The 23,406-nt window shown below is 57.6% G+C and carries 21 protein-coding genes; 6 read left to right on the top strand and 15 right to left on the bottom strand.

What is annotated here, in order from left to right:
• Positions 1-181 precede the first annotated feature (181 nt).
• Entirely contained in the window at positions 182-1,087 is a 906-nt protein-coding gene (gene uvsE, locus AB1724_19140) for a UV DNA damage repair endonuclease UvsE (protein MEW6079931.1), read from the top strand.
• A 9-nt stretch (positions 1,088-1,096) separates the two neighbouring features.
• Here the strand turns inward: uvsE and AB1724_19135 are convergent, their stop codons facing one another.
• The 3 genes from AB1724_19135 to AB1724_19125 all read right to left on the bottom strand — a co-directional run bounded on the left by AB1724_19135 (position 1,097) and on the right by AB1724_19125 (position 3,582).
• Positions 1,097-1,528, bottom strand: coding sequence for a pyridoxamine 5'-phosphate oxidase family protein (locus tag AB1724_19135; GenBank protein MEW6079930.1), 432 nt, complete (start codon positions 1,526-1,528; stop codon positions 1,097-1,099).
• A gap of 31 nt (positions 1,529-1,559) precedes the next feature.
• Complete coding sequence (locus tag AB1724_19130; GenBank protein MEW6079929.1) at positions 1,560-2,492, bottom strand: hypothetical protein; 933 nt, start codon at positions 2,490-2,492, stop codon at positions 1,560-1,562.
• 121 nt (positions 2,493-2,613) lie between these two features.
• Positions 2,614-3,582 carry an asparagine synthase-related protein gene (locus tag AB1724_19125; GenBank protein MEW6079928.1) on the bottom strand — a complete coding sequence of 323 codons (969 nt, stop codon included), beginning with the start codon at positions 3,580-3,582 and terminating at the stop codon, positions 2,614-2,616.
• Positions 3,583-3,800: 218 nt separating this feature from the next.
• Here AB1724_19125 and AB1724_19120 point away from each other — a divergent pair, with 218 nt between their 5' ends.
• Complete coding sequence (locus tag AB1724_19120) at positions 3,801-5,216, top strand: DEAD/DEAH box helicase (protein ID MEW6079927.1); 1,416 nt, start codon at positions 3,801-3,803, stop codon at positions 5,214-5,216.
• On the opposite strand, the gene AB1724_19115 is transcribed toward AB1724_19120, so the two are convergent.
• The 3 genes from AB1724_19115 to AB1724_19105 form a co-directional block, all read right to left on the bottom strand.
• Positions 5,179-6,792: a peptide chain release factor 3 gene (locus AB1724_19115; GenBank protein MEW6079926.1), complete on the bottom strand. Its 1,614-nt coding sequence runs from the start codon at positions 6,790-6,792 to the stop codon at positions 5,179-5,181. The genes AB1724_19120 and AB1724_19115 overlap by 38 nt on opposite strands.
• Positions 6,793-6,948: 156 nt before the next feature.
• A complete protein-coding gene (locus AB1724_19110; GenBank protein ID MEW6079925.1) occupies positions 6,949-7,623 on the bottom strand; it encodes a phosphatase PAP2 family protein in 675 nt (224 codons plus the stop codon).
• A 28-nt stretch (positions 7,624-7,651) separates the two neighbouring features.
• Positions 7,652-8,782: a spore photoproduct lyase family protein gene (locus tag AB1724_19105; protein MEW6079924.1), complete on the bottom strand. Its 1,131-nt coding sequence runs from the start codon at positions 8,780-8,782 to the stop codon at positions 7,652-7,654.
• A gap of 57 nt (positions 8,783-8,839) precedes the next feature.
• On the opposite strand from AB1724_19105, the gene AB1724_19100 reads away from it, so the two are divergent.
• The gene (locus AB1724_19100) at positions 8,840-9,511 is read left to right on the top strand and encodes an MBL fold metallo-hydrolase (protein ID MEW6079923.1); all 672 of its coding nucleotides are present in this window, start codon (positions 8,840-8,842) and stop codon (positions 9,509-9,511) included.
• Positions 9,512-9,551: 40 nt separating this feature from the next.
• On the opposite strand, the gene AB1724_19095 is transcribed toward AB1724_19100, so the two are convergent.
• From AB1724_19095 to AB1724_19060, 8 genes are all read right to left on the bottom strand, one after another.
• Entirely contained in the window at positions 9,552-10,652 is a 1,101-nt protein-coding gene (locus AB1724_19095) for a GGDEF domain-containing protein (protein MEW6079922.1), read from the bottom strand.
• A 79-nt stretch (positions 10,653-10,731) separates the two neighbouring features.
• On the bottom strand, positions 10,732-12,420 hold the full coding sequence (locus AB1724_19090) for a hypothetical protein (protein MEW6079921.1): 1,689 nt from the start codon (positions 12,418-12,420) through the stop codon (positions 10,732-10,734).
• Between the two features lie 44 nt (positions 12,421-12,464).
• The gene (locus AB1724_19085) at positions 12,465-14,336 is read right to left on the bottom strand and encodes an aldehyde ferredoxin oxidoreductase family protein (GenBank protein ID MEW6079920.1); all 1,872 of its coding nucleotides are present in this window, start codon (positions 14,334-14,336) and stop codon (positions 12,465-12,467) included.
• A gap of 84 nt (positions 14,337-14,420) precedes the next feature.
• Complete coding sequence (locus AB1724_19080) at positions 14,421-15,035, bottom strand: TetR/AcrR family transcriptional regulator (protein MEW6079919.1); 615 nt, start codon at positions 15,033-15,035, stop codon at positions 14,421-14,423.
• Between the two features lie 179 nt (positions 15,036-15,214).
• Complete coding sequence (locus AB1724_19075; GenBank protein ID MEW6079918.1) at positions 15,215-15,613, bottom strand: NINE protein; 399 nt, start codon at positions 15,611-15,613, stop codon at positions 15,215-15,217.
• Positions 15,614-15,643: 30 nt separating this feature from the next.
• Positions 15,644-17,134 carry a 30S ribosomal protein S1 gene (locus AB1724_19070; protein ID MEW6079917.1) on the bottom strand — a complete coding sequence of 497 codons (1,491 nt, stop codon included), beginning with the start codon at positions 17,132-17,134 and terminating at the stop codon, positions 15,644-15,646.
• Between the two features lie 196 nt (positions 17,135-17,330).
• A complete protein-coding gene (locus tag AB1724_19065; protein ID MEW6079916.1) occupies positions 17,331-18,311 on the bottom strand; it encodes a radical SAM protein in 981 nt (326 codons plus the stop codon).
• 8 nt (positions 18,312-18,319) lie between these two features.
• The gene (locus AB1724_19060) at positions 18,320-18,877 is read right to left on the bottom strand and encodes a DUF1566 domain-containing protein (GenBank protein MEW6079915.1); all 558 of its coding nucleotides are present in this window, start codon (positions 18,875-18,877) and stop codon (positions 18,320-18,322) included.
• Positions 18,878-19,059: 182 nt separating this feature from the next.
• On the opposite strand from AB1724_19060, the gene AB1724_19055 reads away from it, so the two are divergent.
• Complete coding sequence (locus AB1724_19055) at positions 19,060-19,455, top strand: DUF1284 domain-containing protein (protein MEW6079914.1); 396 nt, start codon at positions 19,060-19,062, stop codon at positions 19,453-19,455.
• Between the two features lie 10 nt (positions 19,456-19,465).
• Here AB1724_19055 and dctP read toward each other — a convergent pair whose 3' ends face one another.
• Positions 19,466-20,878 carry a TRAP transporter substrate-binding protein DctP gene (gene dctP / locus AB1724_19050; protein ID MEW6079913.1) on the bottom strand — a complete coding sequence of 471 codons (1,413 nt, stop codon included), beginning with the start codon at positions 20,876-20,878 and terminating at the stop codon, positions 19,466-19,468.
• A gap of 219 nt (positions 20,879-21,097) precedes the next feature.
• Between dctP and recJ the strand changes: the two genes are divergently transcribed.
• Together recJ and AB1724_19040 are read left to right on the top strand one after the other, a co-directional pair.
• Positions 21,098-22,828 carry a single-stranded-DNA-specific exonuclease RecJ gene (recJ, locus tag AB1724_19045; GenBank protein ID MEW6079912.1) on the top strand — a complete coding sequence of 577 codons (1,731 nt, stop codon included), beginning with the start codon at positions 21,098-21,100 and terminating at the stop codon, positions 22,826-22,828.
• A 9-nt stretch (positions 22,829-22,837) separates the two neighbouring features.
• A complete protein-coding gene (locus AB1724_19040) occupies positions 22,838-23,371 on the top strand; it encodes a gamma carbonic anhydrase family protein (GenBank protein MEW6079911.1) in 534 nt (177 codons plus the stop codon).
• The last annotated feature ends 35 nt before the right edge of the window (positions 23,372-23,406 follow it).

Here is a 23,406-nt window from a genome sequence, read left to right as displayed (position 1 = left end):
ATAATAATGAAAATATAGCCCGGGGATGACAAGTTGTATTATGATGTTCCAGTGGCTATCTATTGTTTCTGAAAACCGCCTTTTGGCCCGATGTCGGCGTTGTGCTCGAAATGGCCCGGGCAAACGGCTTTTATGAAAGCCTCAAAAAGTTCAAGCCTGAAAACAAAGGACAGACACCTCCATGATCAGACTCGGCCTGTGCTGCATATTCAAGGACCAGCCCATCTCCTTCAGGCGGACGACCGCCCGTTTCCTGTCCGGCCTTCCCGCCCGGGACCGGCGACGCCGCCTGTCGGACATATGCCTGTCCAACGCGGACAGCCTGAAAAAGTCCCTGGAATACTGCCATGCCGCGGGCATCGGTGATTTCCGCGTCAACAGCCAGATCCTGCCGTTAAAGACGCATCCGGATGTCGGGTACGATATCGCCGACCTGCCGGACGCGGAGCAAATCGTCAAGGCCTTCAAATCCTGCGGTACGTTCGCAAAAATACACCATATCCGGACCACCTTTCACCCTGACCAGTTCATTATTTTGTCCTCACCCGATCCAACGGTGGTGGCCCGTTCCATCGCCGACCTGAACTACCAGGCCCAAGTTGCCGGCTGGGTCCACGCCGACGTGATCAACATCCATGCCGGCGGGGTTTACGGGGACAAGACGTCCGCCCTGGCCCGCCTCATGAATACCATCCGCGGGCTGGCCCCGGCCGTGAGAAAACGGCTGACCCTTGAAAACGACGACATCAGCTATTCACCGGCGGATCTGCTGCCGGTCTGCGAAAAAATGAAAATTCCCCTGGTGTACGACGTCCATCACCACCGCTGCCTGCCGGACGGCCTGACCGTTGAGGAAGCGACCGGCCGGGCAATCCGCACCTGGAACCGGGAGCCCCTGTTTCACGTCTCGTCCCCCAAAAACGGCTGGCGGTCCGCGGACATCCGCCCGCACCATGACTTCATCAACTGGAAAGATTTTCCGGCAAGCTGGCTGGCCCTGGACCTGACCGTGGAGGTGGAGGCCAAGGCCAAGGAACTGGCGGTATTAAAACTCAAAAAAGACTTGCGAAAGAGATATCCGGGCTGAAAAAAGCTTTCAGATTTCCGATCCGCCGATGGCTTCATAGTGGGCGTCCGTCAATCCGTCCAGAAAGACCACCTGACCGGCCGCGACGCAAATAACAGCCGCGTCCGGATGACGGATAAACTTCTCCAGGGAGGGATGCGCGGCCAGAAGCAGGCCGACGGCCTCCTCCCGTTCCGCCGCTGCCGTGACTTCCCGGGCCGTTCCCACAATGGTCAGGGCCTGGGGCCGGGACGTGCCCCGGGAATCGATCAGCAGGCTCACCCGGGGGTTATTGATAATGTTGAAAAACTTGCGGGTATTCCGCAGGGTTACCATGTAAATCCGGCGGCAGGTCTCATCAGAGGCATAGGACATCAGGGAACAGTAAGGCGCGCCATCGGCGGCCGTGGCCAGGACGCAGTGCCGGCCAACCTGAATCATGTTTTTAATATCTTCCCGCATCAATGCCTCCCGTCGCGTCGGATCGATTCGCTTACCAGGTCCATTCCACAATGCCCAGGCGGACCCGCCATCCGTCCAGCCTGGCGCTGACCGAATCGATCGTCATCAGGTCCGCCGAGAACGGGATGGCGTTTTCCGCCATCAGGGTGGTGACCAGGGCGTTGCCATTCAGACTGCCACGGATGTGGACATCGTCTTCCACCCGGCCGGTTCCGTACCCCAGGGCCAGGGACGAGGCCAGGCCCGGCTTCCAGCGATACCGCATACCGGCCATCAGGGACATGAGCCAGCCGGTATCTTCCAGTTCGGCCTTGCCATGGTAGGACGCCTCGGCCTGCCCGTTGACCAGGGGAGTGGTCACGGAACCGTCCAGGTCGACATCGATGTCCAGACCGCCTTTATAAAACAGCGGACCGCCGGAAACCGCTCCGAAAAAGGACAGCGGATTTTCCGAGCGGGTTTCATACCGAACGCCGACCTGGAGCGGGACATAATAATCCAGATACTGGTCCACCCGCAGCCGCATCTGGCCACTGATATCGACAAAAGGAATATCCCAGGCGTCCATGTATTCGGGAAAGACGGCGATATCGTCCTGATCATAGCTCTGGTCATAATCATCTCCCCCCAGCGTGCCCGGGGAACCGGTCGAACCACCCAGCGACACAAAAGGCTCCCACCCGCCCCATTGCTGAGGACGGGCCGCCCGGAATTCGACACCGATCAGCAACAGTTGCTGGAACAGCTCAAGGTCTTCGTACCCCCGAAGCCAGCCGCCGAGGACGTCATTGACCTCGTCAAAGATCTCCTCGCCGCCGCCCGTGTCGGTCAGATACTGATATTCGATAAACGGCGCCACGGTGAACAGCGTTTCTTTTTCATCCGCCGCGGTAATCACCGGCTGCCAGATCAACGCGGAAAGGATCAGCGTCATTGTCACCATCAATCGCTTTTGTTTTATCATGTCAATCCATCCAAAATAAATGATCTGTTCCGCTGTCTCAAAAAAATCACTTCCATAAAGAACAGCTTGTTCCATATCAAATGCCGGGGAGTAACATAAAAAAATATCTGCCCCTTTCGTCCTAAACCGCCTCAATAGTTGAGGTGGGTTTGGACGTAATGTTATAGGTCACGCTGACCACTTCCGGTATGTCTCTGGTGATTCTGGCGGCGATACGTTCCAGAACCGGATAAGGCAGCCGGGTCGGTCTGGCCTTGCGCGCGTCCAGGCTGTCCCAGCAGCGGATTTCAATCTGGTTGCCGAAAACGCGGCGGTTGTCCCGCATGCCGGTGACCCGGTCTTCGTGCAGAATGGCCAGGCATTGAAACGCCTTTACATCCTTGAGGGCCGCTTCGGCAATGGCGGTCGCTTTTCTGACCAGGGCGATGCGGGCGGGCGTGGCTTCGCCGATGACGCGGGCCGCCAGGGCCGGACCGGGAAAGGGCATCCGGGTGAAAATGCTTTCCGGCAGGCCCAGGCCGCGTCCGACTTTGCGCACGCCGTCCTTGCGCAACTCGATGATGGGCTCCAGTATTTTGTAACCAAAGACCTTCTGCGGATCAATGCCCAGTTGGGCGAAAACGTTATGCTGCCGCTTGATGCCCGCCACGGTTTCATCCACATCAGTCAGAATGGTGCCCTGCAACAGATATCGGGCCTTGCTTTTGACCACCAGCTTGCCGAAGACTTTCTTGTAAAAGGTCTGGGTAATGGCCTCTCTCTTATCTTCCGGATCGGTAACCCCCTTGAGGGCCGCGAAAAACGCTTTTGACGCGTCGATGACCTCGACCGGGATATCCATCTTCTTGAACGCGGCCACGACTTTGGCCGGTTCGCCTTCCCGCATGATGCCGTTGTCGATAAAAACAGTTTTCAGGTTCTTCCCCAGGGCCCGGTGTCCCAGGGCGGTGACGACCGAAGAATCGACCCCCCCGGACAGGGCGTTGATGGCCAGACCGTCGCCGACCGCTTCCTGAATCTCCCGGACTTTGTCGGCGATAAACCGGTTCACGTTCATATTATTTGCTTTGATTTCTTTGATGCTGGCCATGGCGGTTCCTCTCCAAAGATATGATGGTTGATAAGAGAATGTGCCTTAAAATTTCTGCAATAGTAGCATAATACAAAATGACCGCACCAGATAAAACGGCTCCGTTGCCAAAATAAAAGACGCTGATTTCAATATTATGCTATAATTAAATAATAGAGAGAAAAGCAGGTGTAAGATTAAGATAAACCTACAGGCGAATGAATCGAGGTTTTCAGGCAATGACCGAGGAACAGAACAACGACAGTGCATCTCCGGCGGAAGAACCTGATTCGACGGATCAGCCCGCCGAGGCGGATTCCGATTCCGATGCCGACCCGTGGCGGCTTTCACAATTCAAGGTTCCGGCCGAGCCGGGGAAAACCCGTTTTCATGATTTTGATCTTCCCGAAACCCTGATGCATGCCATTTATGACCTGGGATTTGCCTACTGTACACCTATCCAGGCCGCCATTCTGCCCAGCACCCTGGACGGGCAGGACGCTTTCGGCCGGGCCCAGACCGGAACCGGCAAGACGGCCGCCTTTCTGATTACTATCCTGACCCGACTGCGAAACAACCCCATCCCGGGTAAACGAAAACCGGGAACTCCCCGGGCCCTGATCCTGGCCCCCACCCGGGAACTGGTTGTGCAGATTTCCGAAGAGGCGCGGCAACTGGCGAAATATGAACGGATCAACATCTTCCCGGTGTTCGGCGGCATGGATTTTAAACAGCAGCGGAAGCAACTCACCGGGCAGCCGGCGGACATCATCGTGGCCACGCCGGGCCGGTTGCTGGATTTTTTCCAGCGCCGCCTGCTGATGCTCGACAGGGTGGAAATCCTGGTCATCGACGAAGCCGACCGGATGCTGGACATGGGGTTCATTCCCGACGTCCGCCGGATCATCTACGCCACCCCCCGGAAAGACATCCGCCAGACCATGCTGTTCAGCGCCACGCTGACCGACGCCGTCACCCGGCTGGCCGCCAACTGGACCCGCGACCCGGTCCAGGTGTCCATCGAACCGGAGCAGGTGGCGGTCGACTCCGTCGACCAGATCGTATACATCGTCACCAGCGACAACAAATTCGCCCTGCTGTACAATATCATCGTCCAGCAGGATCTGAAGCGGGTACTGGTTTTCTGCAACCGCAAGGACACGGTCGTGCGGCTGGCCGACAGACTGAAGCGGCATGGACTGAAATGCGAAACACTTACCGGCGACGTGCCCCAGGAAAAGCGATCCCGGCGGCTGGCGGAATTCAAGTCCGGCCGGATCCGCGTGCTGGTGGCCACCGATGTCGTGGCCCGGGGCATCCACATCGAGGACATGGACCACGTCATCAACTTCAACCTGCCCCAGGATCCGGAGGACTATGTCCACCGCATCGGCCGGACCGGCCGGGCCGGGTCGGCCGGCACATCGATCAGTTTCGCCGACGAACGGGAGTCCTTTTATATTGTCGATATCGAGGATTTCATGGCCCGCCCCCTGCCCTGCATCGAGCCGGATGAAAACTGGCTGGAGCTGCCCGAACCCAACGCCCCTAAAAAACGGGCCGGGCGAAAGCGAAGGTCCCGGGGCCGCGGCGCCGACGCCGAAAAGCGCGGCGGTCCTAATCAGCGTCCGGCAGGTGAATCTCCCGGGTCTTGAAAAACTTTAGTTCCGGCCACTGCTTGATCAGATAATCCATCTGCCATTCGCTCCGGGAGAGGCAGGTGAGGTTGCCCTCCAGGTCCAGGGCCAGGTCGGAGCGACGCTCACTTTCAAAATCGGCCAGCCGGGACTTGTCGTCGCTTTCCACCCAGCGGGCGGTGGTGTACTCCACCGCCTCATAATCGGCGTCCACGCCATATTCGTCCTTAAGGCGGGCCATGGTGACGTCGAACTGCAACAGGCCCACCGCCCCCAGGATGATATCGTTGCCGATCAGGGGCCGGAACATCTGCACCGCCCCCTCCTCCACCAGCTGGGTGATTCCCTTGCGCAGCTGTTTGGCCTTGAGGGGGGATTTGAGCCGTACGCGGCGGAAAAGCTCCGGGGCGAATTTCGGTATCCCCGTAAACGTCAGCGGCTCCTTTTCCGTGAAGGTGTCGCCGATCATGATGGTGCCGTGGTTATGAATGCCGATGATGTCGCCGGGCCAGGCCTCCTCCACCAGGGAACGGCTGCGGGCCATGAAGGTGATGGGGTTGGCGATGCACAGGTCCTTGCCGGTTCGATGATGACGCACCCACATGCCCCGCTGGAAACGACCGGAACAAACGCGCAGAAAGGCGATGCGATCCCGGTGGGCCGGGTCCATGTTGGCCTGGACCTTGAAGACAAAGCCGGAAAAAGCCTTTTCGTCGGGATGGACGGTGCGGGAGTGAGTCGGGCGCGGCAGGGGTCCGGGGGCCACCTCCACGAAGGTATCCAATAGTTCCTGAACGCCGAAATTGTTGATGGCGCTGCCGAAGAACACCGGCGTCTGGCTGCCCTTGAGAAAGTCTTCCATGTTAAACGGGTCGGTGGCGCCCTCCAGCAGGGCGACATCTTCCCGCAGTTCTTCGGCCTGACTTCCCAGGATCTCGTCCAGGCGGGGATCGGCCAGGTCGTCGATGCGCAATCCTCCGCCGGCGACGGGTTTCTGGCCGGCGTCATACAGGGTCAGCGTTTTTTCATAGAGGTTATAAATCCCCCGGAAACTGGCGCCCATGCCGATGGGCCAGGTCAGGGGGGCGCACTCGATCTGCAGGGTTTCCTCGATGTCCGCCATGATGTCCAGGGGCTTTATGCCCTCCCGGTCCAGCTTATTGATGAAGGTCAGGATCGGCGTGTTGCGCATGCGGCAGACCGCCATCAGTTTCCGGGTCTGGGTCTCCACGCCCTTGCCGCTGTCGATGACCATGACGGCGCTGTCCACGGCCGTCAGCACCCGGTAGGTGTCTTCGGAGAAATCCTGGTGACCGGGCGTGTCCAGCAAGTTGAGGGCAAAATCCCGGTAATCAAACTGCATCACCGAACTGGTTACGGAAATGCCCCTCTCCCGCTCGATCTGCATCCAGTCGCTGGTGGCGTAGCGGTTGGCCTTGCGGGCCTTGATGGTGCCGGCCATCTGGATGGCGCCCCCGAATAAAAGCAGCTTCTCGGTCAGGGTGGTCTTACCCGCGTCCGGATGGCTGATAATGCCGAAGGTCCGCCGGCGGCCGATTTCCTGGAGGCTGTTTTTATCCGTCAGATTTTCCATTTATTATTTTTCTCTTCTATATCTATTGCTGAAGGGGAACGGCTCGCCGTTCCCCTGGGTTCCGCGATCATAAATGACCAGATTTCACAGCCAGCGGTTTTGGGATGGTTTTTAATGCGTTACGGGCGCGGTGTCAAGCCATATCATGCGGCCGTGTCATCCGACCTGACGCCGCCAGGGGATATTCTGCAAGAGGAAAAGGGTTCTGAACTGTTTCATGGAGAAAAAGGAGCAGAGCCAGGCCACCAGAAATCCGGCGATGACATCCATAATATAATGCTGTTTGAGCAGCACCACCGAAACGGCGACAATGACAGCCATGGCCATCGTCGTCCAGCCGATGATACGGCCCTTTCGCAGACAGTAAAACGCCACGAAAAAGGAGGCGCCCAAATGCATGGAGGGGAACAGGTTGTAGGGCTGGTCCAGCCAGAAATAAAAACTGACCAGGGCCGTGATCCAGTCCCCGGTCATGACCACCTCCGGCCGGAAATTCATCCGCACCGGGAAGATCAGAAAAATGGCGAAACAGATCAGGGTCATGTTGAGGAAACGACGGCACATGTCCCAGAAATCGGGCATGTTGTCGAGAACAAGGAACAGGATGATGATCAGCACGAAAACAAAGGAGTAGCCGATGATCATCGAGGGAACAAAGGGGATATCCTTCTCGAACCACAGGGAGACATCATAATACCGGTCCCGGCAGGCGTTGAAGCGGTTGATGCCCAGATAACCGCCGGTATAGAAAGCGACCAGCAGGCTCAAAAACAGGGATTTTAAGGTGACCGAATAGGGTTGCGCCGAAGAAAAATTTTTTCCGTCTTTCATGAGCTTGCCTCTATTGATTCTTTTTTTATTATACCCTGTCCCGATCAAGCCCGCAATGCTCGACCGCGCTTCTGTCCAGCATGGCGGCGAGGCCGCCCTTCTGCCTCGGGGTAAACCCCAGGCACTGCCGCCAGACATCGTCGTCCTCCATGCAGAAGTAGACGGTTACATCCGTGGAGAATCGTCTGATCTCGGATATGACGGACCGGTACAGATCCACGCGGAGGGGTTTGAAATACCGCACCTTGCGGTCGATCCCGGTAATAAATTCGCCGTAAACGATCCGGGACTCCGGGAAACGCTCCTGGATCATGGGCTTTAAGGCCGGCATGAAGCGGAAGGACCCCAGGCTGATCCAGACGATGTTGTCGGCGGAAACGGCCGAGAACAGCCGCCGGATGACTTGGGCGTAGTCCTCCCGGCAGCCGTCGTAGATAACCAGGGGATCAAAATGAAAAGCCAGGGGATAGCCCATGGCCTGGCAGGCGGCCGCGGCCCGCAAGCGATCCTCCAGGGAAGCCGAACCGCGCTCCTGGCCGGAGATGACCGCTTCCGTGTTAAGCGACCAGGCGGCGATGGTTTTGCGGTTGTGGTCCGCGCCCCGGAGCGGCTCGATATTGACGGTCTTGGTTTTAATCTCCAGCACGGCCGCGTCCTGGCCGGCGAACAGCGATACCAGGCGCCGGTTCAGATCGGTACACTCGTTCCAGATGGCGCTGTCGGTAAACTCTCCGGTCCCCAGGCGGGTGATCCGGCCGGGCCGGTCAAACAGGTCTTTGAGTTCCGCCGTCATGTCCGCCTGATTGACATAATATTGAAGCAGGGGGGGATGGAAATAGGCCTGCAGGATGCAGTAGGAACAGTCCATGGTGCAGAAGCGGCCGATATTCAGGATCCGGTAACCACAGCAGCGGTAATGCTTTGTTCCGGGGCATTTGCGGATAAACGGCGCCTTGTTGACCGTCAGGAACAAAGTTTGCTTGCCCGCGGCCACCACATCGCCGGCCGCGGCAACGGCCGCAAACACCTCCCGGGGAGAGGCCACCGCCACCTTGTCCGCGCCGACCCGGTCTTTCACGACTGCCGTCTCCGGATAATCCGCGGCCGCCGGATCTATGTACAGGGTAGTTATCCTCATCGGTTTTGTCGACTGTCCCATGCTAAGGGCTGTCCTATTGACAACCCGAGACCGTCATATTAAGCATGGAAACGTAAGATGTCAAAACAAAGGGAGGCGCCGGCGGAGGCCATGAAAATCACCATCATTTACGACAATATCACCCGGGACCGGCGCCTGGGGGCGGACTGGGGCTTTGCCTGTCTGGTGGAAGCATCCGGCAGAAAGATCCTGTTCGACACCGGCGCCAACGGCAACATTCTCATCAACAACATGAAATATTTGAACATCCGTCCGGCGGAGATTACCGATATCTTCATCTCCCACGACCACTGGGACCACATCGGCGGACTGCCGGCCGTTATTGGCCTGACCCGTTGTTCCTGTTTCATTCCTGAAACGTTTTTACCGCAGCAGGACCTCCCGACGGTCCAGGTCGGCCGATCCCCGCAGCAACTCCATGACGGCATCTGGTCAACCGGCACCCTGGCCGGGATCGAGCAATCCCTGGTTCTCAAGCAGGGGGAGCAGGTTGCTGTCGTAGCGGGATGTTCCCATCCCGGCGTGGAGGCGATTCTGAAGGCGGCCGGCTCTGCCGGGAAGGTTTCAGCCCTGATCGGCGGTCTGCACGGGTTTGATAATTTCGAGGTTCTGGACGGACTGTCGCTGGTCTGCCCCACCCACTGCACCCAGCACATCAATGAAATACGCCGACGCTACTCCACGATCTACGTTGATGGCGGCGCAGGCAGCATACTGAATATCGGATAAACCGGCCGGGCCAGGTGTTTCCGGACCCACCGTGGGTTCATCAGGCCCGGAACACGACCCGGTTTTTTCCGTTCCGTTTGGCGTCGTAAAGGGCCGCGTCCGCCCGGGCTACCAGGGCGTCAATGGTATCCCCGGCCTGATAAGCACTGACCCCGATGGAGACCGTCAGCCGGAAATCCGGAGCGATTTCAGGGAAAGACAGCGTTTCCGTTACTTCCCGCAGGCGGTCAACGCACCGATTGTCGCCGCTGTCCTCCCGGTAAGCGAAGTTGGCAAACACCACCAGGAACTCTTCTCCGCCGTAACGGCCCAGATAATCCTCGGCCCGAATGTTCTCCTTGACGGTCTGCGCGAATTCCCTTAGCACCTGATCCCCGACCTGGTGGCCATAGGTGTCGTTTACTCCCTTGAAATCATCCAGATCCAGCATACAGACGCTAAACGGAATCCCCGACCGGTCGGCCAGGGATTTTTCACGGGAGAGCATTTTAAACAGCTCCCGCCGGTTAAGCGTTCCCGTCAACTCGTCCCGGATGGCCAGTTGCCGGATCTTGCTTCTCAACAGTTCCAGGTAATTGCCCATGACGGCCGTCCAGACCAGGGCTGTCATCAGAATGATCAGCCGCATGACCTCCGTTTTTATGACGATGGCGGCGGGATGATAACGGTGCAGCAGAACGATCAGAACCGTATACAACACAACGGTTTCCAGCAGGAGAAAAACAAAGCCCCGGGGCCGATGGTGAAAGGCGCCGAAGTAAAAAATATGGATATAAAGGATCAGGCAGGCTCCCCGGATGGAGTCGATGGCATAATAACAGACGACGGTGGTGATGATGATGCCGACGAACTGCTGGATAAAAATCAGCCCGGGATCCCTGAACCGGCGGTTAATGCCGGTGTGCATAAGGATAAACAGGCAGATATAGAAAGCGACAAAAGGCAGTACCTGAAACAGGAAAATCGCGGCCCAGTTGAGGTCGCGGGTAAAGCCCAGCAGGTGGGCCGGAAAAGCGACACAAAAAAACGCCAGCACATAACCGCTGAAAGCGATGATCAGCCTTCGGATGCGGACGGCCTGTTCATTTCCATCATGAATGATTATAGTGGGAATTTTTACCGTTCCGGGTCTGTTTGTCATCCCCTCCCCACGAAGCGCACCATAAGGGCACCTTAAGGATTACGCGGTCATATACGGCGGCTCTTTGGGTCCCGACCGGTTACCGGGGATTGCTGACGATTTTCTCCAGAATCACCCGGGTGACCATATAGGTCGGCCGGATTCCTTCCGACCCCATCTCACCGGCGGCTAAAGTCTGGCCGCTGATCAACGGATTATCCGAGGCGTAATAGGCGTAACGGGTCTTCACGCTCCGGGGAATATATCCCTTGATAATGGCGGCGTTGATGGCCCGCTGGTAGTGGGCCCCCTCCATCTCCAGGCCGATCGTATGCCAGGTTTCCTGAAACCGCTGCAGCAGGTCGCGGTTCTGCAGGGAAGTGCCCAGGACGGTGATCATGGGCCCGGTGTACACATCGATACCCGGTTCAAAGTCCGCCGCCGTCAGATCGTTTTTGCAGAAATAGTTGTCCGACGTGCCCTCGATTACATGGGCGGTGGCCAGCATGATATCGCCCTTTTTCCCGGGCAGGATCCCGGCCTTGCCCATGATGGAGATGGATTTCACGTTCAAACGGCGGGGCGGATTGCCGGTGGCCGGATCGAGAAGACAATCCAGCACTTCGTAAGCCTGGGCGCCGAAGGCATAATCCATGACCAGAAGCACGGGCGGGGGGTTGCCCATCTGTGTAAAGTCGATCCGGTGATCCGGATGCTGAGGCACGTCGGCGATCATGGCCGTGTCGATGATCTGGCAGTCGACCTGACTGCCGGAACCGTCCTTGACTTCAAACAGGCCGTGTTCGCGACCGTAGGCCAGAATCTCGGCGCCATGTTCCCGGATGCAGCTGATAAAGGCATAGAGGTTGTCCTCGGAAGCCGGAATAGCGGCGCAGGTAGTGGCCGCGGCATACCCGTAAATCAGGTTGACGACGCTGTGCATGTTGGCGCTGATGATATGCAGCGGACGATCCTGCAGTCCGAACTCGTTGATCTTTGACCGGATACCCGCTGCCCAGCGTTCGCCGTTGCGCTGATGGGCGATGATATTCATCAAGGAAGGCGTAAAGTTGACGAACAGCATTTTTTCCGGCGCCTTCTTCTCCTCATGCACCCGTTTTCCCAGGTGATAAACAATGGAAAAAAGGCCGTTATTGCTGCGATAGGCCGCCCGGCTCTTTTCCAGGCGCTCATAAGCCTGACGCGTTTCCGAATAGGGGCGGCCCACGATCAGGCTCAAATTCCAGATGGCTCTTTCCAGCTCGTGTTCGCTTAAATCTTCCGGGCACTCGACATGTTTCTGCAAATCACGCCATTCATTGGTGATATTACCGGTCTGCTCCGCCACCCGCGCCTCGATCTTTCTGGCCTCGATATTCAAAAACGTCAGGTGCGTCAGCGTGTCGTATATTTCACTCAATCCGCGCGTGACGACAAAGCACATCTCCGAATCACTGATGCGGTAACAGGTCCGTCGCCGCTTCGGCGGCACGATCTCTTCAAAGACATTGTCCCCGAAACGATCCTCCTCGGTCAGGGTGATCCGGGTACACTCTTCGATGCCCCGCGGCAGGCGATCGATCACATACTCCAGACCGTTGAGCTCGACCACGCGGGAATCGGTCATGCTCCCGTAAATCTCGGGGCTTAACGTCAACAGGTATTCCGCCAGTTGACCGCCCATTCGGCCGGAAGGACGGAAAAATCCGCGCAGGGCCAGGGCCTTGGCCATGGTCTGAAAGGAACTGATAGCAAAGCGGGCTTTCTGGGAACGGGTCAAATCCTGCATCGAATGGCGTCTCCATCCTGACCGGTTATCGGAATTTTTCCGGACTACGTCGTGATATTCAGATTTTTCAACGTCTCGCGGGTGGGGATGCCGTTTTCGTCAAAACCCCGGAGCCGGTAATATTTGTCCAGCATTTCATCCAGCGGCACCGTCCTGGCCTGGGGGTCTGATTTCCGGCCTTCCCGGAGCAGCCGCAGCGGCAGGGTGTCGTCTTTCCGGGAAATCCCCTCCCGGGTATTCATGTAGCGTTCCAGAACATGAATCCGGTCCCCGGCCTTAAGAAACTCGCTGTTGGACATCTTGATGCCGGTTACCGAAGACCAGAGTTTGGTGTAAACGCCAAAATCGATGAACTTGATGGCGATGACCGGCAGGTTCTGCATCAGGAAAGCCAGGACCACATCCAGGGAGTATTTGGACATGGGCGGTTCCAGCAGATAGGCGAACATGGTGAACTGACAGGTCTGCAGGGAATTGATGCAGCAGGTCAGGCTTTCAAAAAATTTGGTAAACTCCGGTTTGGCGTATGTCCGGCGCGGGTCCAGAAGTTTGAAATACACCTCCTGGGCGATGAGATAAGCCGACAGATGACAGGCGCCGCGGTTGGCGACGGCGTAGGCCAGGCCCTGACCGTATGAGCCGCGGGGGTCGTAGGCCGCCATTTCCATGCCTTTGACCTGCATGGCGAACTCGGCGCCGCCGTATTTTTTCGCCAGGGCTTTGCAACCCAGCGCCATTTCCGCCCCGAACCCCCGGCAGTGGGCGATATCCAGAAGGGCCTGCTCCACGCCCTCGGCCGATCCGAACCGCAGGGGGCTCTGTACCAACCCCTTTTCCGCAGCCTCCATAACCCAGGCGATGGTGCCGCCGGCGGAAATGGTGTCCATGCCCGTTTCATTGCAGACGCGATTGAATTCGGCCACCTGGTTGGCGTCAAATATGCCGATGTTGGAACCCAGCAGGCCGACCGTCTCGAATTCGGGAACAGGGAGTTCCTTGCCGTTGAAGATCCCCTTCTGCCCGCAGAGAATGGAACAGGGTTTGCAGGTGCTGTGCCGGGTCTGATGCTCCTGGCTGATCTTCTCACCGGACAGATTCACCGCCAGGTCGCTGTGGCCGTCGGAAAAATTATTGATCGGCAGAATATTGGCCTTGTTGCTCAAGTTGACGTTGGCCCGGGTGCCGTAATTGGTATACACGGCGGAGGTCATATTGTTGCCGGCAATGTACTTGGCAGCCGTTTTCTTGGCTTTCTCAAACCCCGCCTCATCCACCGGCTTGATCCGATAGTCACCGCCGATGGCCACGATGGCCTTCAGGTTTTTGGCGCCCATGACCGCGCCCATGCCGCCGCGTCCGAGAAAGCGGTGCCCCGAAGCGATATTGGCATAACGGACCTTGTTCTCGCCGGCCGGACCGATCACCAGGGCGGCCGATTGTTTATTGTCCACCAGCTCCTGCTGGGCGGTGACAGTATCTTTGCCCCAGAGGCTGTCCGCTTCCTTGAAGGTAACGTTCTGGGCCGTAATCTCCAGATAAACCGGACGGTCGGCCTTGCCCTTGATCAGCAGCCCGTCCCACCCGGCCGTTTTTAACTGCATGCCGAAAGGGCCGCCGCAGGAAGACGACGTCATGATGCCCGTCTGCGGGGACTTGGTAATAGCGTCAAACCTTCCCGTGCAGGGGGCGCCGGTGCCCAGAAGCACGCCCGGCATAAAGGCCAGAATATTTTCATCGCCCAGGGGATCAACCCCGGCCGGCATGCGGTCGAAGATCAGTTTCAACCCCAGGCCTTTTGCGCCCAGATACATCCTCCGCAACTCCTGGGGCACCGTATAAATGTCTACCTTGCGGGAGGACAAATCCACTTCGAGAACCTTGTTGGACGGACCTGCCATATTTTTCTTGGTTTTCATCGCGCCACCTCGTAAAAATTACTTTAGAAAAAGCGAACCGCCGACGGATGGGCAAACGGCCGTCGGCGTCCCCGCCCATCCATATTATCCGGCCAGAAGGGTCAGCCCTCCTTCACCCTTGATAATAGCCAGGGCCAGCCGATGCATGTATGTTCTTTTTTCATCATCATTCAAACCCGGATAGTGAAGAAACGTCAGGACCACCCCGGAAACCGATGCGAAAAACGCCTGGGAGGCCAGGGCGTCGGTAACGATCCCCTTGCTCTTCAACTTCATATTAAACATATTGAGAAAATATTCGGATACCATGTTGAATTTTTTATTGGCCTCCGGGTCAATGGCGCTGCTGGTCAGAAAATAACACATCATCTGAAAAACGGTTTCATTGTAAAAAAAATAATCCACCACCGCGATGGCCAGATCTTCCAGCGTTATGGAGCCGGACCCAAGTACCGTGTCGAGTTCTTTTTCAATGGCGTTAATGCCCTGAATCAGCGCTTCCACGATGATATCGTCCCGACTGGGAAAATACCGGTAAATCGTGGCCGCGGAAATGCCGGCCACGGCCGCGATATCCCGCATGCCAACCGCGTGAAATCCTTTTTCCTTAAACAAGTTGACAGTGGCATCCAGAATAATGGATTTGCGGATCTCGCGTTCCCCTTCCCGCAATCCCTTGAAGGAAGACTGTTCCGGCATGTCTCTTTCTCCCGGCGCGTATTCGCCTGTTTGGATTAACAACAAAAACCCCCGTCGCCTGATATCTAATTATTTTTATTAACACATCCGGTTCCGGCCGACAACTTTTTTTGAAAATCGCCCGGAACGATTGCATAAACCGGTCGGCGGGAATCAGAGCCGGGTAAAGGCGCCGGCCCCTACCGGGTGCGGTTGACCTCATCCACCTGACCGTTTAAGGTGCAGAAATCATATAAGTATCCGATCAAAAACAGGCCGCCGGTAAAAAAATAGATAATGCCGGTAATCCACTTTCCCATATACATTCGATGTACCCCGAACAGACCCAGAAAGGTCAGCAGGATCCAGGCCAGATTATAGTCTATGGGACCGGACTGATAACGCCTGTCCGCCCGGCGGTCCATGGAAGGGATCAGAAACAGGTCGATCAGCCAGCCGATCAGAAACAGCCCGAAGGTACAAAAATAAATCGTACCGGTGATGGGCCTGCCGTAATAAAAACGATGGGACCCGGTAAATCCGAACAGCCAGAGGATATAGCCGATGGATTTCAGATGGGTGTCGTTATGGGAAGTCATTTGCCGCCTCGTTTGTTTTTATTTAAGAAATCATTTCCTGGTTTTCATGGCCGCCTGAAGCTTCTCTCCCAGGGACCCCAGGCCGGATGTCTTTTCCTTTTCTCCGCCGGAAAAGGTTTTCCAGTCGGCCGCGTCCGTTCCGTCGGCCGGCGCCAGCGTGATCTTTCTCTCCTGAAGGTCCAGGGCATCGATCCGGACCATGACGGGGTCATCGATCTTCAGCCGGTCGATGGCCTGGGGGTCGGCGGCGGTCTCGATTCTCGACCGGTGCAGAAGCCCGGTAATACCCGGCGCCAGATTGATAAAATAACCGAATTCGGCCTTGCGTTCGACTTTTCCGGAGACAATCTGCCCGGCGGTTAACCGGTTGGCGATGGTCAGCCAGGGATCGCCCTCGGCTTCCCGGATGCTCAGGGACAGTCGCCGGTTGATGGGATCCACAGTGGTTATCGTTACGGACACGGTATCGCCGGGTTTGGCCACGTCCTCGGCCTTGACCACCCGCCGGGTATAGCTCATCTCACTGATATGGACCAGGCCTTCGATACCCGGTTCCAGTTCGACAAAAGCGCCGAAGGGCGCGCAGCGTGTTACCTTGCCGGTCACCTTGTCGCCCGGTTTGTACTTTTCGGTGACGGATGTCCAGGGATCGCCGGCCGCCTGCTTGACGGACAGCGATATTTTAAGGCCACCGGTTTTACTGCCGGTTTTCTCGATGGTCAGAATCTTGACCGGCAGGGACTGTCCGACGGTGACCGCTTCGGACGGGTCAGCCACCCGCGACCAGCCCAGTTCGGAAATGTGAGCCATGCCTTCGACGCCGGGCGCCAGCTCCACGAAGGCCCCGAAGGGCATGAGCCGGACCACCTTACCGGTGAGGACGTCTCCGGTATTGATCCGGGACAGAAACTTTTCCTGTTCTTCGGCCCGCAGCCGTTCAAGCAACCGGCGGCGGTTGACGACCAGGTTGCGGCCCCTTGATTCCACGCGCTCGATCAGGAACTCCAGGACGGCGCCCACATACGTTTCCGGCTTATCTACATAATGAAGGTCCATCTGGCTGACCGGGCAGAAGGCGATATGGCCCATCACCTGGACCCGGAACCCCCCCTTGCAGACTTCCACGACCTTGCCCTCCACCGGGATACGGTTCTGCCGGGCCTCAATCAGCATATCGGCGTTGCCGCTGATGGCAATGGTTTTGGACAGACGGATCTCGCCGTCTCCGGCATGGACCACGTAAAGATCCAGGCGGTCACCTACCTTGCAGGCGAGTTCACCGTTCTCATCCAGGAGCTCTATCCTTTCCACCACGCCGTCTTCCTTCCCGCCGATATGGATATAGACGCTGTCCTGGCCGATGGCGATCACTTCGCTGGAGACCTTGTCTCCCACCCGCACCTCGGAACCCGTGTCCGAAATATAGGATTCCAGAAGCGAAGCGAACTCGGGGGAAGGGCCTTCCTCCCGGTCCAGGTCGTCTTCGTCATCGTCAGGGATATCGTTCTTTCGAGTTGCCATCCTTATTCTCCGCGATTTCAAATGTTACCCTTCATAAAACAAAAGGGTTCAAGGGGTCGAGGCTTGTTCCGCTCCTTGGCTCCTCGACCCTTTGACCCCTTCTTTTACCAGTATCTCTCAATCCCTGCAAGAGAGTTCCTTCCACCCTGGACCTTAAACCTTGTACCCTGCACCTCGGACCTTACACCCTGTATCTTTAGCCTTCAAACGGATGCTTCTTCCTGAAATCCGGCCGGTAGTTCCGGTGACTTTCCATTTCCTGGAACCAGCCGTTTTCAATCCCCAGCTTTTCGGCCCGATCGCTGACGGTCTCGTACTCCTCCGGCCGGAGCGTCCGGTTCAGGGGAGCGCCGAATCGCATGGCATCGGCTGAAGGGTGGTACTGGGACATCAGCGAAATATGAACGTCGGGCGACAGTTGGCCGGCGATCCACTCCAGCACGGACAGAGAGTTTTCCACGCAACCCGGCAGGACCAGGTGACGGATGATCATGCCCCGAGCGGCCGTGCCGGCAGACGGATCGATCTCCAGGACGCTGCCCGTCTGCCGGTACATCTCTTTGACGGATTCGGCCGCCATTTGTGGATAATCTTTTGCCCTGGAATATATCGCGGCCGGGGAGGCATCCATATATTTGATGTCCGGCAGATAAACCTCCATGACGCCGTCAAGCAGCCGGATAACCTCCGCCTTTTCATAGCCGCCGCAGTTATAGACCAGCGGAACGGTCAAGCCCTTGTCCAGGGCGATCTCCAGGGCGGCGATAATATAGGGCAGCACATGGGTGGGCGTGACAAAATTGATGTTATGGCAGCCCATGGCCTGGAGCAGGCGCATGATCTCGGCCAGGTCCGCCACGGAGACAAAGGCTTCTCCGGGGTTCAGGGCGTTGTCGCTGATCTGGTCGTTCTGGCAGAAGACACAGCCCAGGTTGCAGTGGGCAAAGAATATCGTGCCCGAGCCCCGGCTGCCTGATATGACCGGTTCCTCTCCCCGGTGAACGCAATAACTCGCCACCGGCACCCGGTCACCGGAAAGGGCGCAGAACCCCTCTTCCCCGGCCAACCGATCGACGCCGCATTCCCGCGGACAGAGGTCGCAGTGTTTCAGCCGTTGCCACAGACCGGGCAGAATTTCCGATACGATCCGTTTTTTCCCCGCAGCGGACAGGCTCATGAGGCCCCTTATTCCCCGGGCCGCACCGCAAAGGCCCGGTTGCCATTGCGGTCGTCGCGGCGGTCGTAGAGTTCAAAACCGTTATAAAAAAAATTGAAACTCCAGGCGGTGGAAAAATCCTTTGTTTCCCCTGACCAGACAAACCAGCCGCTGGTCTGCAGGAGAGGCGTCATATTGCGGGAACCGCTGCCTTGGCTGTAGAGCGTCAGCAGTTCCTCCCGGGAAGGCATCCGCCACCCGCCGCCGCCGACGGACAACCCTTCCGTCCAGGCTTTGGCCTGGTTCCAGTCCATGCGCTGGTCAGGACCGGCCAGCCATTCCAGCCGGGTGGCGGCGTCATAGACAATGCCGTTTTCAAGTTGTCGGTAGGCGCCGGGAGGATTAGTCTCGTTAAGTCCTCCCGGGGCCGGTTCAACCCGGGACTTCACTTTCCCGCCGTCGTCCGGCCGGCCGGCTCCCGCGCCCGTTTTGATTGTCTGGGGGCCACCGCCCGGCGTTTCACCCGGGCCGGGAGACGCGATCAGCGCCAGCGCCAGCGCCCAGACTAAGACCGGCCGTTGTTTCATGTTTCGCTGTTCCACGAATACCTTCAATCGATTACGGACATATGGATTCTTTGTTGAATATACCAGACCGGCGCTCGTCCCTCAATATTTACGTAAAGGAGGAATCAGCTTGTTCTTTTGCCTGAACTGAACAATAATTTGTTTACCGTAATCCAGATATCTTCCGGGAGGTAATAGACAGGATGGAAAATCATATCAGGCTGCGGCCCCACCATATTCTGTGTATCCGTTTCCTCGGCTTCGAGCCGCCGGATCGCGGCGGAGTGTTTGACCGCGTCTACCGGGAAACCATCGCCATGCTGATCGCCGGCGGAGAGGAACGGATCGAAGTCACCCGCGGAGCGGACGCCGTCTGCGCGCATTGCTCTCATCTTGAAAACGGCCGGTGCGTCAATCCTTTGGGGGATGAAGAAAAGGTCGGCCGCTGGGACGCCAGGATCCTGGAAGGCCTCGGTCTGGATTACGGCGACCGAATGACCTCCGGGGAACTGGCGGCGCTCATCCGTAATAAAACCCCCTTGGCGTTCTGCTCGGAGCGCTGCCCCTGGAAAACGATCTGCAAGGTGTTTGAACGGTAAATAGCGCCTATTACCTGCTCTTCCGGAACGCTTCCAGCGCCCTGAGGATATCGATCATGAAATCTTCGGGAAAAAGCTTGCCGGCCAGCACCTTGCGGACCCTGATGCCCGCTTCCTCAACGGCCTTCTGATCCTCCGCGGAAAGTGTCATGGCGGTCATGCCGGCTTTTGTTTCAAAGGCCTTGAGCGCCTCCTGATCGTATTTTCTGATCTGGTCCCTCCAGACCGGTTCAAACGAATTGACATCATAAACCAGGATCTCCTGGATATTGTCGGCAAACGTGTCGGACACGCCCAGATTTTTCTGCAGTCTTTTTTTGGCCTGAATGCCGATGATGACGGCCGCCGGTGAATAGAGCAGCGGCGGCTTGAGATAGTACCGGGCGTACTGGTAGGTCTGCATGCCGAGCATCCAGGCCGTGGGCGCCAGGTTGGTATCGCATGTCCCGGAACTCAGCGCGGAAATGACTTCCGGCACGGCCACCGGCGTCGCGCTGATGCCAAGTTCATTAAACAGCGTCGATTCGACCGTTCCCCAGCAGGTAAGGGTTTTCTGGTTTTTCAAATCCGCCAGACCGGATATCAGGTTTTTCGAAAACAGATAAAACTGACCGGTATCGATGAACGCGGCCAGGACATACCCTTTTTTCTCAAAGCCGGCGTCGATCCGCTTTCTGAATTTTTCGTAAATGTAATCGACTTCCTCATAGTCGCGGAACAGTCCCGGCAGCAGGAACACGGCGATCTCCGGTGAGGCCTCCAGCAGGCCCAGGGTCGTGCAGCCGCAGACTTCAATCTGGTCGGACCCGATTTTTTCCAAAATCTCCTGGTCCTCGCCCATGACGCCCCCGCCATACACTTTCATGGTAATCCTGCCGCCGCTCAATTCCTTCCATCTGGGGATCAGGATCTTTTCCGGCACGTTCAGCCAGGGCGTGCCCTGGGGCGCGAGGGTGCCGACCCTGAAAACCAGCTGGTTCCCCTCCTTCACCGCCGAGGCCATGGCTTTCCAGGCTGCTTTCTGCACTTCTTCCATTTTCAGGTGAGGGTATAGGCTTTCATCAATACGCCCGGCCATTTCCTTCAGGATATACCGGGACGTCACCTGCCGGTCCATCAGGGACAGAATCGTCTCTTCAACCATGGCCTTCATACCGGCCTTGTCGATGGCGCCCGCGTCAAGCTGCTTCTTGAGCTTTTGCTGTTTCTGTTTCAGCAACGGGTCAAACGGTTTCCCGGTCCACAGCGCCTCCATGGTTTCCCGGACCGTGACCTGGCTTTCCTGTTGAGCGACATCGGCCGCCATTACGTAGGCCGGTTGCCGGACAAGGAAAATGGCGGCGATCAGGCAGGACAGCATCCCTAATCGAAATATCCCGGGAAAAATGAAACGAAGGATAAAAACCTGATTGTTTCCTGACATAATGGCCCCTCCCCGATGACAGTCGCCCGGCGCCTGTCATCCCCCCTGATCAAATAAAAGAATGGATACTCATTATCATTAGCAAGACCGGCCCATTATGTCAATATGGCCCTAACCGGGACAGGTAGCGCTGCCCCTTGAACCCTGCGCCCTAAACCTTAAACCTTATTTTAACATATCCATATTGCCCGGCCGGAACGGCAGTGCTATAAATAAATAATGAAAAGAGAAATCCGGATTAAGCAGCCGTCGCCGCAAACCGTTGACGAATTAAGCCGCTCCCTGAATATCACTCCCGTCACCGCCGCCCTGCTGGTCAACCGGGGCATCACCACGCTCAAGGCGGCCCGGGCTTTTTTGAAAGATTCCCTGCCGGACATCACCCCCCCGTCCGTGCTCAAGGACATCGATACCGCCGTTCGGAGAATCACTGACGCTATCGTAAAAAAAGAAAAAGTCCTGGTTTTCGGCGACTATGACGCCGACGGCATCACCGCCACCGCCCTGATGGTGGATTTCCTCCGGGCCGCCGGGGCCGATGTGTCGTACTACATCCCCCACCGCATCATGGAAGGATACGGACTCAAGGCCGATCTTGTCACCAGCGGCGCCATCAGGCCCGACACCGGCCTGATCATCACCGTGGACTGCGGCTCCAGCAACCTTGAAGCGGCCCTGGCCTGCCGCCGGGCGGGTATCGATCTGGTGGTCACCGACCACCATCGCATCGCGCCGCCTTTCCCGGACGCCCTGGCGGTGGTGAACCCGTCACGAGAAGATAATTCCGGGGGGCTGACCATGCTGGCCGGCGTCGGCGTCGCCTTTTACCTGGTCATCGCCCTGCGATCCTTTCTCCGGGAGCAGGGTTTCTGGAAAGGATCGGCCGAACCGAACCTGAAACAATACTGCGATCTGGTGGCCGTCGGTACCGTGGCGGATATCGTGCCCCTGGTCGGCGAAAACCGCGTCTTCACCAAAGCCGGTCTGGAACTGATCAACGGCCAGCCCCGTCCCGGTATCCAGGCCCTGCTGGAGGCCGCCAAAATAAAAAAGCGGCCCCTGGTCGCCGAAGACATCGCCTATGTCATCGCGCCGCGAATCAACGCCGCCGGCCGGATCGACCACGGCAAGGTGGCTCTGGAGCTGCTCATGGCCACTGACGCCGACCAGGCGAAAAAGATGGCCGACATATTGAACCGTTTAAACACCAAGCGCCAGCTCTTTGAAGAGGATGTGGCCGACGAAATCGAACGGGCCATCACCGCCGACCCGGCCCTGCTCCGGGGGAAAAAGTCCCTGGTGCTGGCCCATCGCCAGTGGCATCCGGGCATCATCGGCATTGTCGCCTCCCGGGCAGTGCGGAAATATCATCTGCCGGTGGCCCTGATCGCCATCAACGGCGAAATGGGCGTGGGATCGTCCAGAAGCATTCCGGGCATTAACCTCTATGACACCATGGCCCAATGCGCCGACCTTTTTGAAGATTTCGGCGGCCATGCCCGGGCGGCCGGGTTCAAGATCAGAAGCGCCAACATCCCCCGTTTTGAAAAACAGTTTGAATTCATTATCCAGCGCAACTCGCGGCCGGAGGACTTTGTCCCGGTGATGGAGGTGGACGGCATCCTGCCCCTGGACCGGATCACGGAGCAGCAGCTCCGGGAAATCGAATCCCTGCAGCCGTTCGGGGAGCAGAACCCGGAACCCCTGTTCCTGGCGGAAAACGTCGCCGTGAACTCTTCCTTTATGATCAACGGCCGCCACCGGAAAATGACTCTCTGCCAGAGACAGGGGAATAGCGGATCGACGGTCAACGCCATGCGTTTCAACATACCGGAGGACCAGCAGGAAACCGGTCACTTCCGACGCGTTGTTTTCCGGGCCCGGCGGGACACATGGAACGGCAGGAACGCGCCGCAGATTATTATCGAGCACGCCGAAATTACCGGTTGAGGGGTAAACATGCCATTATATGAGTTTGAGGGGAAACGGCCGTCCGTAGGCCCGGGGACATGGGTCGCGCCCGGGGCGCAAATCATCGGCGCGGTCACCATCGGCGCCAACTGCTACATCGGGTTTAACGCCGTCATCCGGGCCGACTTCGGGGTCATTACCATCGGCGATGAAACCGCCGTGGAGGAAGGGGTGATCATTCATGAGGCCGAGCGGGTCACCATCGGCAGCCGGGTCATTATCGGCCACATGGCCATGATCCATGACGCCGTCATCGAAGACTGCGCCCTGATCGGCATGCAGTCCATGATCTGCGACCAGGCCCGAATCTGCCAGTGGGCCATGGTGGCGGAAAAATCCCTGGTCATGAAACGCCAGACCATACCGGCCAATGAAATCTTCGCCGGCATTCCGGCTAAAAAGATCGGCACGGTCACCGACCGGCACCGGGAGCGGCTCGCCCTGGGCCAGCAGTTATATGCCGGACTACCCGCGTTATATGCCGGATCATTCAAAGAGATTCCACCGGGACAGGCATCTTGATAAAAACCTATTGGGTGATGTTTTCTCTTGACAAC

The sequence above is a fragment of the Thermodesulfobacteriota bacterium genome, from assembly GCA_040753795.1.
Classification (GTDB): domain Bacteria; phylum Desulfobacterota; class Desulfobacteria; order Desulfobacterales; family Desulfosudaceae; genus JBFMDX01.
Note: the sequence above shows the minus strand (reverse complement) of the source record. Positions and strands in the feature narration are given on the sequence as shown.